Genomic DNA, 16,937 nt, shown 5'->3' with positions numbered 1-16,937 from the left:
GCGGGTCTTTGCGGCTAGTGGTCGAACTCCTTAGATCAAGAAAACGGCTTTTATGATTTAAAGTCCTAGTGCGTTTTTATAATTTATACGCATAAGTATGCAAAGAAAAAGCTAAAAATAATTGCAGAAACCGTTAATTATTCGTTTTTTTCAGGGGCTTCTTCAATCGTGCCTGCAATATTTAGCTCAATACCTGTTAGGTTAATTTTAGAAATTGTTTGCACATCTTGCGACGTAATACCGTAATTACGCAAGTATACCATCGCCTCTTTTTTACCCATAAGATTATGGCCATGCAACATTTTATATTGAATAAACCCTTGCGCACTGAACAGTAAGCTAGCAAAAGGATGCAAATTCTGATCTTCAATAGCTGAAATACTGGTTTCTCTAATTTTAGAGAAGTCCTCAAACCCTGTTGCAATAGTAAGCCATCTGCAATCTAGTTCTTTGAAAACATTTGACGTTATTTTGTTGGCGTGGCGCTTCCAAAGCATGAGTATATATTTGTGCGATGGTGAAAGCATGCCAAGTGCTTTGGCTTGGTTTGGATTATTGTCTTTACGTGCTTTAATAATTTGTGCGCGTAGTTGTTTGTCAAATTCACGCAAGTACATATTGACTACGGCAGAACGTCCTATATTCGACATTAGGCCTAAGTTAAAGCCAAAGTGGGGCCGAACGCCTCTAGCTTCAGCTAACGCCCTTGCAATGTTCCCTGAGCCCAATGTGTAGAGCCACATATTTTTAACTAAATCAGGCGTGAACTCTGATTTTAAGGGGTTAATATGCTTTGCGACCAAAACTGGAATCAAGGTGCGTAAGCTTTCTATTCCTATAAAACTTAAAACGCTACGTGTGGTTTTCAACACTATGGGAGAGCCGGCTGAATCTACGCGTCGATATTTGGGTTGTAGGGAAAACTTAGTTATGGCAGTTTCCAACCATGGCAAGGTTTCAAGGCACTGCACTAAGCGGCTTATAGAACAAGCCTCGGTATAAAGTACATCCAGCAGTTTACCTAAGCTACTATCAAATTTAAGCACCGTTTTCATTATTTCAGCGGTATTGCGAAACTCTATTTCTAGGTCAGCTACCAACTCTTGATGAAAGTCGGCTTCTACTTGAAACAAAAATGCATTTTCGGCGGTGGCTTGAAGTTCTCGCTTTTTATTTGCAAGCTCTTCAACAGACAATAGCATTCGCCGCGCTTCATGCTGCTCAGAATCCTCAAGCAAACGCTGGGCTTCTGTTTTTCTGCCTGCATCAATTATCGCTTCGTCTACTGAAAGCAAAAGTTTGTCGAATCGATTGTTGTATATACCAGCCAATTGGCTAACACTTTGTTTTAAGCGAGCAGTCAAGCAACTATCCTTTCGTTAAAAAATTGTCTAATACCTTATGGCCGTTGCTAGTCAATAACGATTCAGGATGATATTGCAGTCCATACAGTCGTAATTTATGATTTTCAATAGCCATTACTTCGTGTGTGCCTTGCGTTTCGCTATAGGCTGACACAACAAAATCGCAATTTAAGCTTGCGCTATCTACCAATAAAGAATGATAACGTGTAGCTTGAAACTCTGGCTCACAATCGGCAAATAGAACGCTATTCTTAATTGCCACATTTACTAAAGATGTTTTTCCATGCTTAATAAATTTTGCTACTTCGATTTTTGCACCAAATGCTTGCGCAATAGCTTGATGCCCTAAACACACACCTAAAATAGGTAATTTGCCTGCTAAATGCGTAATCGCTTGCAGGCTAATTCCCGCTTCATTTGGCGTACAGGGCCCAGGTGATATAACTAAATGCGTAACATTACCATTAGCTAATTCGGCGAGTGAAATTTGGTCATTTTTTACCACTTTCACTTGTTGTCCTAGTTCTTCAAAGTATCTTGCTAAGTTGTAAGTAAACGAATCGTAATTATCAATAATTAAGACCACATCAATAACCTAGTAAGAAGAACCGGATATAAAACCTAGTGCATTGTAAACCTTAGCTAATGTATCGGACGCTTTTTCTCTTGCTTTAGCACTTCCTTGGTGCATTACCTCATTAAGAAACGCTTGATCTTCGCGGATCCGTGCATACTCTTGCTGAATAGGGGTAAGTAAATTGACTACGGCTTCTGCCACATCACCTTTTAAATGGCCATACATCTTATCTTCGTACTGAGGGACTAATGCATCAATTGACTGCCCCGAGGTAGCACTTAATAAAGAAAGTAGATTTGACACCCCTGGTTTTTCGGCTTGGTCGAAGTAAATATTGGCTTGTTCGTCACTGTCGGTTACAGCGCGCTTAATTTTTTTTGTTAATTTTTTTGTATCTTCAAGCAAACCTACAAAGTTATTTGTGTTTGCATCAGACTTAGACATTTTCTTAGTGGGTTCTTGCAAGCTCATTACTCTGGCGCCATCTTTGGGAATGCATGGGTCAGGTAAAGTAAATATATCGCCGTATATATTGTTAAAGCGTGTGGCAATATCTCGAGTTAATTCTAAATGTTGCTTTTGATCTTCGCCCACAGGAACTTCATTCGCTTGGTATAACAAAATATCTGCAGCTTGAAGCACCGGATAAGCATACAAGCCCACATTTACATTTGACTGATTCTTTTGTGACTTGTCTTTAAACTGAGTCATGCGATTAAGCTCACCCATTTGCGTATAGCAATTTAAGACCCAAGCCAATTGTGCGTGTTCAGGCACGTGCGATTGCATAAAAATGGTGCTTTTTTGTGGGTCAATCCCACAGGCTAAATATAAAGCTAAACCATCTAAACAAGCTTGCTTTAATTTTTCGGGATCTTGGCGTAAGGTAATAGCGTGCAAATCCACAATCATATATAAGCAATCATGGGTATCTTGCATCTGCACCCATTGACGCAGTGCGCCAAGATAATTACCTAATGTAAGCTGTCCTGATGGCTGGCAACCACTTAAAACGGTGGGCCTGATATTATTTGTATTCATGTCACTCACAAAACTTTCCTATTTTAATTGTAGCTTTAAATCGTCAATGGCTTGCTTGTAGTTATTGGTGTTAAATATTGCACTACCCGCTACAAACATATCTGCACCGGCAGCATGCACTGCACCAATTGTATCTTTATTAATACCGCCATCTACTTCTATTCTTGTATCTAAACCCAGTTCATCAATTATTGCTTTTAAGTGTGCGGTTTTTTCAACGGTGCTGGGAATAAAGCTTTGCCCGCCGTATCCTGGATTCACAGACATTAATAATACGTAGTCAAGCTTTTCAAGTACGTAGTCAAGTACGCTAAGCGATGTGGCTGGATTAAGCACCAAACCGGCTTTGCACCCTAAGCTTTTTATTAAACTAATACTTCGGTCAACATGCAGGCTGGCTTCTGGATGAAAGCTAATCATAGTTGCACCTGCTTCAGCAAAGGCCTCAATCATAGAGTCAACGGGGGATACCATTAAGTGAACATCTATATCTGCCGTTATGCCATAGTTGCGAAGCGCCTTACAAATAGTGGGGCCAAAAGTGAGGTTTGGAACATAATGATTATCCATTACATCAAAATGTACCACGTCGGCACCCGCCGCTAAAACGTTCTCAACTTCTTCGCCCAAACGCGCGAAATCCGCTGATAATATAGAGGGTGCTATAAGGGGATGATGTGCCATGCGTAAATTGCCTGAATGTTTAAAAGCTCAAGTCTACCGTATTTTAATAGTGAGTATAAAAAGCTTTTTAAATAAAATGTGATGGTGGCTTTTAAAAACCTATGCGCCACATTGGTGAGTATGCGCCATTTAGGTGCAAAAATATGTAAATTTACAACAATTAACACTTCAAATTTACAAAATTATAGCAATCTTGCCTAATGATTTTCTTGTTAAGTGTTTGTATTTTAATGAATTGAAGAGGCTTCCGATTTTTTTTAGTGTTTTTGGCATCGCATTTGCTATTACCTAGGTGCTAACGGGGCTTAAGCCACGAGCAGGGTTGAAGGGAGCTTTAACTCGTAAGTGAGATGAATAGAAAATAAGAATAATAATAATCAACGACAAACATTTTTAATTCAAAATCCACAAACAATTTATAGTATGGAGAACACACATGAAAAAATTAGCAAAATTATCGTTGGTAGCAGCAGCTCTATCATCAAGCTTATTCGTTAGCCAAGTAGCACTTGCTGAAGTTAGTGCAAACATTGGTGCTACCACTAACTACATTTGGCGTGGCGTAAGCCAAAGTGCTGATGCAGCATCTGTATCTGGTGGCCTAGACTACGCAGACGAAAGCGGCTTTTATGCCGGTACTTGGGTAGGCTCTTTAGGCGACTCTGACTCAGGCTTTAACGGTACAGAAACAGATTTTTACCTAGGTTTCGGTGGCGAAACTGACGGTTTTGCATACGATGTTGGTTATATCTATTATGCATATACTGAATTAGATGATGCTAACTTCGGTGAAGTTTACTTTAATGGTGCTTTCGGCAACTTCGGTTTTGGCGTAGCAGTTACCGTTAACAGTGAAGTTCCTGACGGCGCTGGCTTTGAGTCTGGCGACATATACTACAGTGTAAGCTACGGCGGCATTGATTTAGGCAATGAATTCGAACTAGGGTTAAGCGCTGGCTTATACACTTTTGATTCAGACGGTGATGATGGTGCAGATTACGACTACGCGCACATCCAAGCTGACATTTCTAAAGGTGATTTCACTTTTTCAATTAGCAAAGCACAAGACGAAGGCTTCGCTGACGGCGACCTTAAATTTGTAGCAAGCTGGGGCACAAGCTTCTAAGCACTAATTACAAAAACAAGAAATTAAAAGCCAACATTATTATGTTGGCTTTTTGCTATTTGAGATTTTTGGTGTACACTAAATATACTAACTAGGATGGTGCGTATGAACGATAAGCAAAAATTATCAGAAAGCTCAGCAAGAAAGCAATTTCCTGCAGGGATGTTTATTACTGCCGCACTTTTTAGCAGCATTACGGTATTCATTATTAGTGCTGTTTTCACCCAAGCGAATACTCCCTGTATCAACAGCCAGGCATTACAAGATCAAGTCATAGTAGATACACATCAATCGCGCCTTAGGCAAAGTGACACTGACCAACCAATGATTATATGCAACCGCAACAACCAACAAGTGACCTGGTTAACGTGGCTGTTTAAACGTTCAGAGTCAGTTGATTTTCATTATTTAGATTTGCTAGAGCTTTTATCTCGCGATAATTAGCCTGCAGTTGTCCTCACAAGCAACACAGTTACAATACAAGGCAATTTATGAGTAAGTGGTTTGGCATTCTTAAAAGTGTAATGGCGAGCTTCTTTGGCGTACAAACGCAAGAGCAGTATGTTAAAGATGCCAATATGAATTCCGTAATACCCTTCGTAGTAGTGGGCTTCATCATGGTGGTGGTGTTAGTTCTTGCCATATGGATGCTTGTGAAAGTACTCGTGAGTGCAAACTAATGAGCGATGCATTATAGCTGCACGGAGCTTACTGTGTTTCGTCGGCCTGTAAACGCGTTTCCTGCAAAAAATCTACTAAGGCAATATGTGGAATGGGCTTAGAAATTAAGTAACCTTGTATGTAGTCACAACCTAGCCTTTCTAACATTTCAAATTGTGCTTCAGTTTCAGCCCCTTCTGCAACAATGGGTACAGATAAACCGTGCAGCATTTGTGTTAGTGAGCCAACCACACGTTGCTGGCGAGCGTCTTTATCAATATTATTAAGTAACGAACGGTCAAGCTTAACGGTATTGTAAGGAAACGCCGTTAAATATGATAAAGATGAATAACCTGCCCCAAAATCATCAATGGCAACTTTAAAACCTAAATCTGCGGCTTCTTCTACCCAAATTTTTGCTTGTGAAAAGTTGGTTATAAGTGAGGTTTCGGTGATTTCTAGCTCAATTCGCGCAGCATCTATTTGCTTGCTCTTAATTTTGCCTGCAAGCACATGAAGTGCATCATTACTGACTAATTGTGAAGAGCTTAAATTGACGGAGATAACTATGTCGTCTAAGCCAATGGAGTCTAAATAAAGTAACTCTTCAAGAACGGCATCTACAATCCAATCAAACAAAGTATTCATATTTTCGCTTTCTTCTAACACGTCAATAAATACTGGCGGGGGGATAAAACCAAGCTCAGGATGGTGCCAACGACACAAGGCTTCAAGTTTAATTACTCGGCGGTCTTTTGCATTAACAATGGGTTGAAATACCAAAAATAACTGGTTGTCAGCTAAGCCGGCAAGGAAATCGTTTTTAATGGTAAATCGTTGCTGGGCTTTATCGCGCATAGAGTCATCGAAGAAGCGATATCTATTTTTGCCATCTTCTTTTGCTTGATACATTGCGATATCAGCAAATCTGAGTAGTTCGTCAGAATTGATTGAACCCGATGCCTGCGTTGCAATACCAATACTGGCACTAATAGAAATTGTTGAATCGTATATATGAAATGGTGCAGCAAATAGCTCAACAAGTGAGTTCGCTGTGCTAAGTAGAGCTTGCTCGGATGCAAAGTTACTTAAGCAAATAACAAACTCATCACCTCCAATTCGATACACTTTGGTGCTCTTATTAACCACCCCTTTTAAGCGATACCCTATTTTTTTGAGCATAATGTCGCCAGCCTCATGCCCTAGATTATCGTTAACTGGTTTAAAGCCATCTAAATCTAAGAAGAAAATAGCCACTTCATGAATGTGCTTTTCACTGTTCATGCTATCTAAATCTTCTACGAGCACGTTACGTGTATACAGCCCGGTGATACCATCAACGGTGGCTTGTCTTATCAAACGTTTTTGCGAGGTATTAAGTTGTTGCTCGTAGGTTTCAAGTACGTCAATTGCGTGCCTAAACTCATCTTCAAGCTCATGGAGTTCATCGGCAAATAATGAATTACTAGGTTTGCCAAGCCGATAGCGCGCAATGTTGTACTCTTTTGCACCTATTAGTTTAATAGCACGCTTGAGCTGATTTATTTTAGAAATAGGAATGATGGTGAACAAGGTTAAAAACAACAATATGCCGAAGGTCAGGGTCGCAAATATTACGATAACTTGTTGCTTTTGATTATTTTGATGCACTAAAAGATTAGAAATATCACGAATCATCAATAAATTAATATCAGTACCAATGCCTTTAATTTTCTCAAACCAAACATAATAATCTCGGTCTGCGGTGGTGATTTGCAAACCACCATTTTCTAATTTTTCGAGTTGTTTTTCGGAAAGTTCTGTTTCCATTAGTAAAACGTTTTTTTCAGTCCCAGTCATAAATTCAATCACATAGCGTGACAGTGTCATGTTTTGGCTTGAGACCGCTTGGGAGTTTGACACTATACCTATATCACTGCCCACCACGTAACTTAGAAATATGATGGATGGACCTATGTTTGATAACAAAGAGAATGACCAGCGTTCATCTTGAATGCTAACAGGAATGGTTGAGGTAAGTTCGCAAATGATATGACAGATAATGCCTGATTGCGGGGTTAACGTTGCCGTTGCTTCATCATGCATAAATTGCATTTCAGTGTCAGGAAAGCGGCCGTAATCGTAGCGTTGTTCACCGTTTGAAAATGACATTGAAGAGAGCATAAAACTAAGTTGTATGCGTGGCCAAATTTCGCTGAAATAGTTTTTAAGTTTTGCTGATGGCATGTTCGTAATGCCGCTGAGCATTACTATTTCTTCAGCAGATAAAACTTGCTCTTCTAAATGGCGCTGAAAAAGAACACTTGCGGATTGTTGATGGCTTGTTTTGATGTCGTCTATATTAGACTTGAATGTTTGTTTCTGCTGTATATTAACAAAGGTATAAGAGGCGCCTAAAGCTATAACAGCTACTAACATAACCATTATTAACATTTTCGCTAGCAAGCCGTTTATATTAATCATATACACGAACTCGCCCTGTATTTGCCAAAGTAGCAAATAGACGCGTAATGCAACAAATTGATCTTAGAATTAAATTCTGAGTCAGGGTTGTAAGCCATTTAATGAGTGTTCTCTTATACTTAGCTAATTAACCGTTTTACATGCGTAGGTACTAGTTTATACCTTTATTATGTAATAACAACTGCGTAATCTTAGTATGTGTATCGACCCTTAGAACATTTTTATTAGTGGTAAATTACGCTTTGTAGATCGCAAGAAGTTCTTTAATTGGTTTTCTAACGCTGCCTTTACAGCTAATTGTTCGTGATACCTTAAGCGGAACAATTTTATTCGCATTTTGGTACAGTGAAAGCGTAGCGGGAAGGTGGTGATTGGATATAACCGTTGTAACTCCCTTCATTTGGGCGTCTTCAGCCAGTAATGCAAGACGTTGCTGATCATCAAATGAGAAGGCCACACCTGAGTACGCAGTAAAAGAAGCGGTTTCGCCAAGTGGGAAATAGGGGGGATCGCAATAAATTATGTCGCCAGGTTGTGCTTGCTCAAATGCCAGCGAGAAATCACCGCTTTGTAAGTGCGCATTTTGCAGCTGTTGATGGCATCGATTTATTTCTAACTCTGGAAAATAGGGGCGTTTGTACTTACCAAAAGGAACGTTATATTGACCCTTTAAGTTGTATCGGCATAAACCATTGTATCCGTGGCGATTCAAATACATAAATAACGCGTATCTTCTAAGGCCCTTGTCACAGTCATTGAATTCTTTGCGAAGTGAGTAATATTGTTCTGCTTGATTAAATTCCGGTGTAAATAAAGGTTCGGCGAGTTCCAAAAACTCGTTTTTATTAGACTTAAGCGCGTTAAACAAACCAATGAGATCAGGGTTACTATCAACAAGTAGATAATTAGAGTAGGGCAAATTAATAAACACAGAGCCACCGCCAACGAAGGGTTCTATAAACCGGCCCGTACTTTTTTTAGGAAGCCATTGTGCAATGTTGCTTACTAAGCGGCGTTTTCCACCGGCCCACTTTAATGGCGATTTATACGGCGTGGGGGTAACGGCGCTAGCGTTGCTTAATTTCTTGTTGGATTTGATTGATACTTTTGGCAAAAGGCTGCGCGTCTCTTATGTCGTCTGGCAAGCTAGATAACCTGTTAAGTGCGGCATCAATAGAGTCAAATGACTGATTATAAACCACCACATACCAAGGCCCACCATAGCGCTGGGTTTCGTAAACCCATGTATTTGCTTTCAGATTATTATTATTAAGGTAGTTTTCAAGCACTACCGGATTTTGAATTCCCGACAATTGCAAAACGATAGCATCGCTTGGCAAGGCTAATAGTGTAGTTTCATCGAAACGATAGTCAATAGTTGTTGCAACTGTTTCGCTAGGTAATTGGGGTTCATTTACAAGTTCGTCTTCAATATCGTCTTCAATGTTGGCAACAGTATCGTTTTCAATTGGCGTTTCTATAGGATCTTGAACGCTTGAACCTAAACGCTCATCTAATTGCGCCACGCTAATAATATCTGGAACTTGGAAATCACCCGCATCTTCTTGTGGGCTATTTATTGCTTGTTGTTCAGCCGTGGAAGCAATGGGGACTGTCTGGCTTGCTTCAGTTTGCTTCTCGCTTTGCCACGACCTAACCAAAATATCTTCAGTAACGGGTACCGGTTCAACCACAACTACTTCATTAACATCAGTGCTAACTTGGTCGAATGTATCATCAATAGGTAAGATAGCCGTTTCAACATCTTCTTCTGGTAAGTCGAAAGCAGGTGCTTCAATATTGTCTATTTTTTCGCCTGCAAGTAAACGACTAATATCTTCAGGGTATTGCCAAGTTATCATGCCAATAAAAAGACACAAAAATACGGCTAACACACTCGAAATGAACCATTTTTTGGTCACAATAGGGGAGGCTGAGCCAGAAAACCATTCTTTGTCTTGAGCCATTAAAGCTTCAAGCGCATTTACATCAAAGCCAACAGCGTCTAGCGATTGAGAAGATAACAGCACCGGTTTATGACTATTTTGGCTAGGCAACCATTCCTGAGAAGCTTGTGCCCAATCATTTTTACCAAATAAAATAATATTGAGGTGTAGTTTACGGTTGTATTGCTTAGCATGCATAACCCAATCCCACAGCTCTTGCAAAAAATCATTGCTCAAATGCTGTGCTTGCGTGATGCAAACTAAAAAAGGCCCATCATCGGATGGTAAGTCTATTAAAAGTTGGTTAAGGGGCCGCACAAAGCTACCTACGGTATGCCCACCTAACTGACGGCAAATCATTCCACGGTAGTCTGTTGCGTTTTGCTCTTGTTTAGCGCTAAAAAATGAAATGTCGGTATTTTCTTGCTGATGAGCGAGAAATTCATTTAGTGTACGCTGTTGATCAGACACAGAATCGCCGCTAACAAAAATTAGCTGAGACGAATAGTTCACAAGATGGGATAGTCTATTGTGAAGTTCAGACACTATATTTTAATACCGCTCAAGAGCTAATAGGTTAATTTAATTAAGCAGCTCGTTCAGTTCCTGATGAGTCACATCGCTCACAACATGGGCATTTCCAATACCTTTAGGTAAGATAAACCGCATGGTGCCGCTCAATACTTTTTTGTCGCGCTGCATATGTGAAATGTAGTGCTCAGCATGCATATTTTCAGGCCCACTGATGGGTAAATTGAAGTATGTTAGTAACTTCTCAACCTGACGTAATTCTGACACTTGCATTTGTTGGCGCATAACAGCTAGCTTGCAAGCAAGCACCATGCCAGTGGCAACCGCTTCACCGTGTAGCCAAGTACCATAGCCCATTTCAGCTTCAATGGCGTGGCCAAAAGTATGGCCTAAATTAAGCAAAGCTCTAATGCCATGTTCTTTTTCGTCTTGGTTCACTATATCGGCTTTTATTTGACAGCACACCCCTATCATATGACTTAGTAGGTCTTGCTGTTTGGCCGCAATACCCGCTTGATTATCTACCAACCACTGGAAAAAATCAGCATCGTAAATAATGCCATATTTGATGACTTCGGCCATGCCTGCTGCAAATTCCGCATCGGCTAGGGTATTTAAGCTCAAGGGATCTATTAACACTGCTTTGGGCTGATAAAACGCACCAATCATGTTCTTTCCAAGCGGGTGATTAACCGCAGTTTTTCCGCCTACAGAAGAGTCTACTTGAGATAACAAAGTGGTAGGAATTTGAATGAAGTCTACGCCACGTTGATAACAAGCTGCCACAAACCCTGTTAAATCACCAATTACGCCACCGCCTAAAGCAATTAGGCATGCATCTCTAGAAATCCTCTTCTCTAAAAGTTGACCCATAACCTGCTCAAAACTCGCTAAAGTTTTATGCGATTCGCCGTCAGGTAGTATCACCGTGTGAATTGTTTTATTGGATTCAGCTAATAGTGATTTTAATTGTTCAAGATAAAGCGGGGCAACGACGTCATTACTCACAATTACAACTTGCGAGCCCTTTATTGCAGATAACAAAAAGCCGGCTTCATTAAAGCTGCCGGCTTCTATTGCAATAGGGTAACTACGTTCACCAAGGTCAACTTGTATGCTTGGCATAGTAATATTCCTTTACAGTTATTATAAACCTATTTTGCTAATAATTTGATTGGCAACAGCACGAGCGCTTTGCTCGTCAGTATCTATTACGTAGTCGGCAACTTCTTCATACAAAGGGTTACGTTCTTCTGCTAATGACGTTAATACTGTTTCAGGATCATCTTTTTGTAGCAATGGGCGACGTTTGTCGCGTTGTGTTCTTGCTACTTGTTTATCAATTGTAGTTTGAAGATATACTACAATTCCTCTTGCTGACAATCTGTTGCGAACCGCTTTAGAAACAACTGAGCCGCCACCGGTAGCCAAAACAATACCTTGCTTGTCGGTTAGGTCATGAATAATTGTTTCTTCACGTTTACGGAAGCCGTCTTCACCTTCTAAATCAAAGATCCAGGCAATATCAGCACCCGTTCTGCGTTCTATTTCCTGGTCTGAATCAAAAAATTCAAGGTGCAGTTCGTCCGCGAGATGTCGACCTATGGTACTTTTACCAGCGCCCATTGGCCCTACAAGGAATACGTTACGTTTCTCTGCCATATTTGTTTTAATCACATCTTTTGTTAGTTGTGTTGGCGCCTATTCGTTTATTTTTGGGCCAACAAAAACCATAACAGGCGGGAGCTGTTATGAGCGTTTTCTTCCTCGCGTTAAAATCGAGACGCGGGATTATCTCAATTATCACAGTACATTTGCAAGCCCTGTAAGCAAATTGCTTTTGGGGGATTATAAAAAAAGGCCGCATGAGCGACCTTTTTGCATAATTATCAGTGATATAGCATAAAATGCTAGCTTACATATTAGCCATAATTATTTTAGGTGTAACGAATATTAGCAGTTCACGCTTTTCTTCTACGGTTGAAGTGGTGCTAAATAACTTACCCACCACCGGTAAATCACCGAATAAAGGGACTTTACTTGCGTCGTTTGTACTAATTTGTTGAAAAATACCACCTAGTACTATGGTTTCGCCATTTTCAACCAATACTTGTGTGCTAATTTCCTGAGTATCAATAGCAACAGCAGGGCCCGTTGAAGTCGATACAGTTTCGCCGCGAGTATCTTGAGTCACTACTAAATTTAGAATAATGCGATTATCAGGCGTAATGTGTGGCGTAACGCGTAAACTTAACACCGCCTTTTTAAATTCTACAGAAGTTGCTCCGCTAGAAGTTGCTTGCACGTATGGTATTTCAGTACCTTGCTCAATGTATGCTTCTTGCTGATTAGCTACGGTTATGCGCGGGCTAGCTATAATTTCACCCTTATTTTCCGATTCTAAAGCACTTAACTCCAAATCTAGAATATTGCCATCGACTAAACTTGCAATCTGAAAGCCTATTCTGCCTGCCGGATTACTTACGGGTAAATTTACGTTTAATCGTTCACTTATGTCTGAGGGCACCAAGCCACCGTTAGTAATATCAGCACCTTCAAGGCTTCCCGATGTTGCTCCATCAGCTGAGTTGCTAGTGAATCCCCAGCGCACCCCTAGTTGTTCATCTACGTTGTCACGAACCGTTACCATTCTTGATTCAATAAGTACTTGGCGCACTGGAATATCAAGGGCCTTAATTATTTTTCTAGCTTCATCTATTGATGCCTGGGTATCACGAATAAGCAAAGTATTTGTACGTTCATCTACACTTACGCTGCCGCGGGGAGATAATATTCCACCTTGGGGCGATTGCAGAATCTCAGACATAGGAAGCGCTTTGGCATAGTTAATTGCAATATTGGCAGAAACTAAGTCTGCTAGGTTTTGGACCTGTTGTTTAGATTGCAGAACTTGGGCTTCCCTTGCGGCCAATTCTTCGCTAGGCGCAATCAATAAAATATTGCCTTCTAGGCGTTGGTCTAACCCCCTAATTTTTAAAATCATGTCTAGGGCTTGGTCCCAAGGGACTCCGCTTAAGCTAATAGTAACGTTGCCACTTACGGTGTCGGTGGTAACCAAATTAAAACCATTTACTTGAGCAATAATTTGCAGTACTTGGCGAACAGGAACATCTTGAAAGTCTAGGCTTATAGGTTTACCTGTATAGATGCTGCCTTGGCTGTCTTTCACTTGTTCCTTGCTAAGAGGGCTAAGTGAAATAATGACTTGATTATCTTGTGCGCTTTTCTTCACCTTTACCACGCCAGAATACTTTACTTCTAGGCGGCTAGTGTCACCTTCTTGAAAGGTCTCGAGTTTATTTACAAAGGTGCCGAACTGGCTTACATCTATTTCTACGTATTGGTCATCATTTAATTGTGTTTTATCAAAACTTATATTTAATTTTCCCTCAGCTTCAATATAAGAAACCGATGGGTGTCCCGATTCAAAGTCAATTATAATATTGGCACCAGAAGCGTCGCGATTAAAATCAATGGCCGACAATTGGTACGACAATGTTGATTCTGTTACCCCGCTAGGATCAACAAAGTCTACTTTGTCTTGCTTGGCAACTACACCAAAAGTCAGGACGCTCAGAGCAAACACAAGCAGCAGTAGCCAATGCGGCTTACGTGTGTTTAATTCGGTGTTAAATATATACTGTTTAGACATCGTTTCTTTCCCCTAACAAAGACGACATGATTAATGTGGTATCTTTGCTCTTATAGCATCCTGCGCCATCAGGTAGCATTTCTGTGATCAAAATTTCTTTATTCGTAATCTGCTTAACGCGACCGTGGAATAACCCTAAATAACTGTTTCGAGTAACTTTGTGCAAACTGCCATCATTGGCGCTAATTAGTGCATATTTTCTTCCATTGCTAGTAAACACCCCTGTCATGGTTAGGGCATCAAGCCCGTATTTTTCGAGTCCCTGTTTTGGCCTATTCAAATTTATTTGTGGACAGTTCGTTTGCTGCTGTTCGGGCGCTTCATTTGCGGCGCGAATAGAGCGTTGAAACGGACTTCTTAAATCGGCCGCCCCGTAACTTACGTTAGGTAAAGCTTTAAACTCAGGGTATGGTTCTATACTCACTTGAGTATTTGCTCTTACTTGCTGTGTATACAAAATTAAGTCATCAATGTTAGAGCCACAGGCACTAAGCAAAAGTGATAAAACCGCTATAACTACAACTCTCACGATCATTGCTCCGTGTTTTCTGCGCGATAAGTCTTAGCTTGCATGCGCAGCATTAACTGCTCATCTTTCATGCTAATATCAAAATCGTGTAAGGTGACAATCCTAGGCAAGTTGGCGACATTCGACGCAAACTGACCAAACTCATGATAATTTCCGCTCACTTCTAACTGTATCGGCAGTTCGGTGTAAAACTCTTTTGGAATTTCGTTTTGCCAGTTTAAAAGTTTAAAAGACAGCCCTGCATCAGTACCAACAAAGGTAACGTCATCAAGTAAGCCGGGGGTTTCGTTGCTCGTGGGAAGCGACTTGAGCATAGAAGAAAAATCTTTCTTAATGCGGCTAAGCTGTTCTTCGTAAGCTTTTAAATTAACGGCAACTCTATATTTAGCTTCAAAGGTTTGGCGCAATTGCACTTCTTCATTATTAGCGCTGGCAAGCAAAGGAATCTTGCTTGAAATAATTGCGTAGTAACACACGCCCGAAACAATCAAAGCGCAAACAAGGCCTACAACAATTTTAATTTCGCGAGGCCAAATAGCCACTTGCTCAAAATCTAGCTCATTAATCTCTTTCAGTTTGTTAAAGTCAAAATTCATACTGACTACCTTGTGTTTTCTGGCTGGCTTGCTACTTCAACCGGGCCATACAAAGGTGAAATAGAAAAGGTGAGTTCGTAATCACTCATAGCATTGCTGCCTGATTTGTCAGCCACAATTGATGAAAGAACCGGATCAATAAATACTTTTGAGTCCTCTAATGCGCGCATGAAACTTGATAAGCGATTGTTGGATTCACTTGTGCCTATAATTTTAATTTCGTTGTCCATTCGACTCATTTTGTTAAACGATACGCCCGTAGGCACAATATTCGCTAACTCGTCAAAAATAATAGGGGTAAGGTTTCGGCTAATTTGCAATTGCTTAATGAGCGACATACGAATGCTAATGGCTTCTTTGGCGGTATTGATTTCTTGAATTTGCGCAATTTGACGATCGAGTACTTCTATTTGCTGTTTCAAATAGTTGTTTCTAGAGTTTTGATTTCGAATTTGCTGGTCAAATACTTGTCCCGCTATCCAAAATACCGCCAAAACCGCAACTGATACCGCAATCAGCGAGCCTATGTAGCGCTTTTTCTGTGTTTGTCTTAGGCTCTCTCGCCAAGGTAGTAGATTTATTTTTGCCATGTTTCAAGCGTCCTTGTAGCAAGTCCAAATGCAATGGCTAGTTGCGGCCCCATGCTGGCCAGTTGTTCTTCGTTTAGGTCATTTTCAATTTCTATACCCTTAAATGGGTTAAATAACTTCACATCTATTGAAAGTTCTTTTTCAAGTTCTAGGCATATATTTGGTAAACGCGCTAAGCCGCCTGCAATATAAATTGTGCTTGGCATGGGCTTGTGAGTAGTGGCAGCGTACATTTGCAATGAGCGCTGAATATGTTGTTGTAAACTGGCGTAAAAGCTAGCTACTGACTCAACGAACCATTCTTTAGGGGCAAGGTTGTTTGCTATTTGTGCCTCTACTTCGGGTACGTCAATACCATATATGAGTGACAAGTCTTGGATGAGTTTATTTAATCCAAAAGCATGTTCTTTTGCATAAATAACTTCATTTCCTTGGGTAACTGAAAGTTGCAATAAACTTGCGCCTACATTTACGCAGCAAAGTATATCGTGCGGGCTGGCGTCTTTAGGGCGATAATTAAGAAACGCATCACCTAAGGCATTTGACTCAATATCTATAATTACAGGGTCAAACGGGGCTTCACGCACAACGGTAATGCGGCTATCAACCAAATCTCTGTGTGCCGCGCTTAGCAATACTTCTACTTTTCCAGCGTGGCTTTCGCTTACTCTTAATTCCTGAAAATCCAAATACACTTCACTTAATGGATAAGGTATGAGGCTATCGGCTTCTAATTCAATTTGACCTTCAAGTTCGAAGTCAGATTGGTCAGGCTCCATGTAAACGAGTTTGCTAATAACGGATGATCCCGAAACGGCAAGCGCGCAAGCTTTATTATTTGATTTAAGCGCTAGCTTTACTTTTTTAAGGGCTTTACTTACCGCGTCAAAATCTTTTAAATCTCGCTCAGCAAATGCAGTGCCTATAATGGGCTCGCACGCGAAACCCGTAACAGCGGTGTGTGTGTCTGTTAGATCTAAGCTAACGGCTTTCACATACTTCGTGCCAATGTCTAAACCAATTGTTGTTTTTGCCTTTTTTGAAAAAAGCGACTTCATATCATGGTAGCCTAATGTGGTTTCCAGTATCATATGCCGCACATAATACTGAGATATTTATTGTGGTATGTTTCTGTTAACGACACATACGTATAAAAT

Annotated in this window: 17 protein-coding genes; 3 read left to right on the top strand and 14 right to left on the bottom strand. The window is 40.5% G+C overall.

The genetic code is table 11. From position 1 onward, the window contains the following. Window positions 1-137: 137 nt before the first annotated feature. Genes ACOI22_RS12985 through rpe form a run of 4 tightly spaced genes read right to left on the bottom strand, consistent with a single transcriptional unit; the run spans window position 138 to window position 3,666 of the window. Window positions 138-1,364, bottom strand: coding sequence for an HDOD domain-containing protein (locus tag ACOI22_RS12985; RefSeq protein WP_420672543.1), 1,227 nt, complete (start codon window positions 1,362-1,364; stop codon window positions 138-140). A 4-nt stretch (window positions 1,365-1,368) separates the two neighbouring features. Next, the gene (locus tag ACOI22_RS12980; RefSeq protein ID WP_420672542.1) at window positions 1,369-1,950 is read right to left on the bottom strand and encodes an anthranilate synthase component II; all 582 of its coding nucleotides are present in this window, start codon (window positions 1,948-1,950) and stop codon (window positions 1,369-1,371) included. A 9-nt stretch (window positions 1,951-1,959) separates the two neighbouring features. Then, the gene (gene trpS, locus ACOI22_RS12975) at window positions 1,960-2,982 is read right to left on the bottom strand and encodes a tryptophan--tRNA ligase (protein WP_420672981.1); all 1,023 of its coding nucleotides are present in this window, start codon (window positions 2,980-2,982) and stop codon (window positions 1,960-1,962) included. 18 nt (window positions 2,983-3,000) lie between these two features. Next, window positions 3,001-3,666 carry a ribulose-phosphate 3-epimerase gene (gene rpe / locus ACOI22_RS12970; protein ID WP_420672541.1) on the bottom strand — a complete coding sequence of 222 codons (666 nt, stop codon included), beginning with the start codon at window positions 3,664-3,666 and terminating at the stop codon, window positions 3,001-3,003. A 436-nt stretch (window positions 3,667-4,102) separates the two neighbouring features. On the opposite strand from rpe, the gene ACOI22_RS12965 reads away from it, so the two are divergent. From ACOI22_RS12965 to ACOI22_RS12955, 3 genes are all read left to right on the top strand, one after another. After that, window positions 4,103-4,792 carry a TorF family putative porin gene (locus ACOI22_RS12965; protein WP_420672540.1) on the top strand — a complete coding sequence of 230 codons (690 nt, stop codon included), beginning with the start codon at window positions 4,103-4,105 and terminating at the stop codon, window positions 4,790-4,792. Between the two features lie 105 nt (window positions 4,793-4,897). Further along, a complete protein-coding gene (locus ACOI22_RS12960; RefSeq protein WP_420672539.1) occupies window positions 4,898-5,236 on the top strand; it encodes a hypothetical protein in 339 nt (112 codons plus the stop codon). Window positions 5,237-5,283: 47 nt separating this feature from the next. Continuing rightward, the gene (locus ACOI22_RS12955; RefSeq protein WP_420672538.1) at window positions 5,284-5,472 is read left to right on the top strand and encodes a DUF2970 domain-containing protein; all 189 of its coding nucleotides are present in this window, start codon (window positions 5,284-5,286) and stop codon (window positions 5,470-5,472) included. A gap of 28 nt (window positions 5,473-5,500) precedes the next feature. On the opposite strand, the gene ACOI22_RS12950 is transcribed toward ACOI22_RS12955, so the two are convergent. The 10 genes from ACOI22_RS12950 to pilM form a co-directional block, all read right to left on the bottom strand. Beyond that, the gene (locus ACOI22_RS12950) at window positions 5,501-7,915 is read right to left on the bottom strand and encodes a putative bifunctional diguanylate cyclase/phosphodiesterase (RefSeq protein ID WP_420672537.1); all 2,415 of its coding nucleotides are present in this window, start codon (window positions 7,913-7,915) and stop codon (window positions 5,501-5,503) included. A 235-nt stretch (window positions 7,916-8,150) separates the two neighbouring features. Beyond that, on the bottom strand, window positions 8,151-9,029 hold the full coding sequence (locus ACOI22_RS12945) for a Dam family site-specific DNA-(adenine-N6)-methyltransferase (protein WP_420672536.1): 879 nt from the start codon (window positions 9,027-9,029) through the stop codon (window positions 8,151-8,153). Then, window positions 8,983-10,332, bottom strand: coding sequence for an SPOR domain-containing protein (locus ACOI22_RS12940; protein ID WP_420672535.1), 1,350 nt, complete (start codon window positions 10,330-10,332; stop codon window positions 8,983-8,985). Before ACOI22_RS12940 ends, ACOI22_RS12945 begins: the two co-directional genes overlap by 47 nt. 111 nt (window positions 10,333-10,443) lie before the next feature. Then, entirely contained in the window at window positions 10,444-11,517 is a 1,074-nt protein-coding gene (gene aroB / locus ACOI22_RS12935) for a 3-dehydroquinate synthase (protein WP_420672534.1), read from the bottom strand. 21 nt (window positions 11,518-11,538) lie between these two features. Continuing rightward, a complete protein-coding gene (aroK, locus tag ACOI22_RS12930) occupies window positions 11,539-12,054 on the bottom strand; it encodes a shikimate kinase AroK (protein ID WP_420672980.1) in 516 nt (171 codons plus the stop codon). Window positions 12,055-12,307: 253 nt separating this feature from the next. Then, the gene (locus ACOI22_RS12925) at window positions 12,308-14,065 is read right to left on the bottom strand and encodes a type IV pilus secretin PilQ (protein ID WP_420672533.1); all 1,758 of its coding nucleotides are present in this window, start codon (window positions 14,063-14,065) and stop codon (window positions 12,308-12,310) included. After that, complete coding sequence (locus ACOI22_RS12920; protein WP_420672532.1) at window positions 14,058-14,600, bottom strand: pilus assembly protein PilP; 543 nt, start codon at window positions 14,598-14,600, stop codon at window positions 14,058-14,060. Before ACOI22_RS12920 ends, ACOI22_RS12925 begins: the two co-directional genes overlap by 8 nt. Further along, complete coding sequence (locus ACOI22_RS12915) at window positions 14,597-15,190, bottom strand: type 4a pilus biogenesis protein PilO (protein WP_420672531.1); 594 nt, start codon at window positions 15,188-15,190, stop codon at window positions 14,597-14,599. The genes ACOI22_RS12920 and ACOI22_RS12915 overlap by 4 nt, the downstream gene beginning before the upstream one ends. 5 nt (window positions 15,191-15,195) lie before the next feature. After that, window positions 15,196-15,780, bottom strand: a complete 585-nt coding sequence (locus ACOI22_RS12910; protein ID WP_420672530.1) for a PilN domain-containing protein — start codon at window positions 15,778-15,780, stop codon at window positions 15,196-15,198. Further along, the gene (pilM, locus tag ACOI22_RS12905; RefSeq protein ID WP_420672529.1) at window positions 15,768-16,838 is read right to left on the bottom strand and encodes a type IV pilus biogenesis protein PilM; all 1,071 of its coding nucleotides are present in this window, start codon (window positions 16,836-16,838) and stop codon (window positions 15,768-15,770) included. The genes ACOI22_RS12910 and pilM overlap by 13 nt, the downstream gene beginning before the upstream one ends. Window positions 16,839-16,937: the final 99 nt, after the last annotated feature.

The sequence above is a fragment of the Glaciecola sp. 2405UD65-10 genome (assembly GCF_048820975.1).
In the GTDB taxonomy this organism is placed as follows: domain Bacteria; phylum Pseudomonadota; class Gammaproteobacteria; order Enterobacterales; family Alteromonadaceae; genus Glaciecola.
The sequence above is the reverse complement of the archived record's forward strand: the minus strand, read 5'-3'. Positions and strand labels throughout refer to the sequence as shown.

Excerpts from the sequence above, each read along its gene's own strand:
- ACOI22_RS12915 (WP_420672531.1), bottom strand. The coding sequence starts at position 15,190 with ATGAATTTTGACTTTAACAAACTGAAAGAGATTAATGAGCTAGATTTT.
- aroK (WP_420672980.1), bottom strand. The coding sequence starts at position 12,054 with ATGGCAGAGAAACGTAACGTATTCCTTGTAGGGCCAATGGGCGCTGGT.
- ACOI22_RS12960 (WP_420672539.1), top strand. The coding sequence starts at position 4,898 with ATGAACGATAAGCAAAAATTATCAGAAAGCTCAGCAAGAAAGCAATTT.
- ACOI22_RS12950 (WP_420672537.1), bottom strand. The coding sequence starts at position 7,915 with ATGATTAATATAAACGGCTTGCTAGCGAAAATGTTAATAATGGTTATG.
- trpS (WP_420672981.1), bottom strand. The coding sequence starts at position 2,982 with ATGAATACAAATAATATCAGGCCCACCGTTTTAAGTGGTTGCCAGCCA.
- pilM (WP_420672529.1), bottom strand. The coding sequence starts at position 16,838 with ATGAAGTCGCTTTTTTCAAAAAAGGCAAAAACAACAATTGGTTTAGAC.
- ACOI22_RS12925 (WP_420672533.1), bottom strand. The coding sequence starts at position 14,065 with ATGTCTAAACAGTATATATTTAACACCGAATTAAACACACGTAAGCCG.
- ACOI22_RS12910 (WP_420672530.1), bottom strand. The coding sequence starts at position 15,780 with ATGGCAAAAATAAATCTACTACCTTGGCGAGAGAGCCTAAGACAAACA.
- rpe (WP_420672541.1), bottom strand. The coding sequence starts at position 3,666 with ATGGCACATCATCCCCTTATAGCACCCTCTATATTATCAGCGGATTTC.
- aroB (WP_420672534.1), bottom strand. The coding sequence starts at position 11,517 with ATGCCAAGCATACAAGTTGACCTTGGTGAACGTAGTTACCCTATTGCA.
- ACOI22_RS12955 (WP_420672538.1), top strand. The coding sequence starts at position 5,284 with ATGAGTAAGTGGTTTGGCATTCTTAAAAGTGTAATGGCGAGCTTCTTT.
- ACOI22_RS12965 (WP_420672540.1), top strand. The coding sequence starts at position 4,103 with ATGAAAAAATTAGCAAAATTATCGTTGGTAGCAGCAGCTCTATCATCA.
- ACOI22_RS12920 (WP_420672532.1), bottom strand. The coding sequence starts at position 14,600 with ATGATCGTGAGAGTTGTAGTTATAGCGGTTTTATCACTTTTGCTTAGT.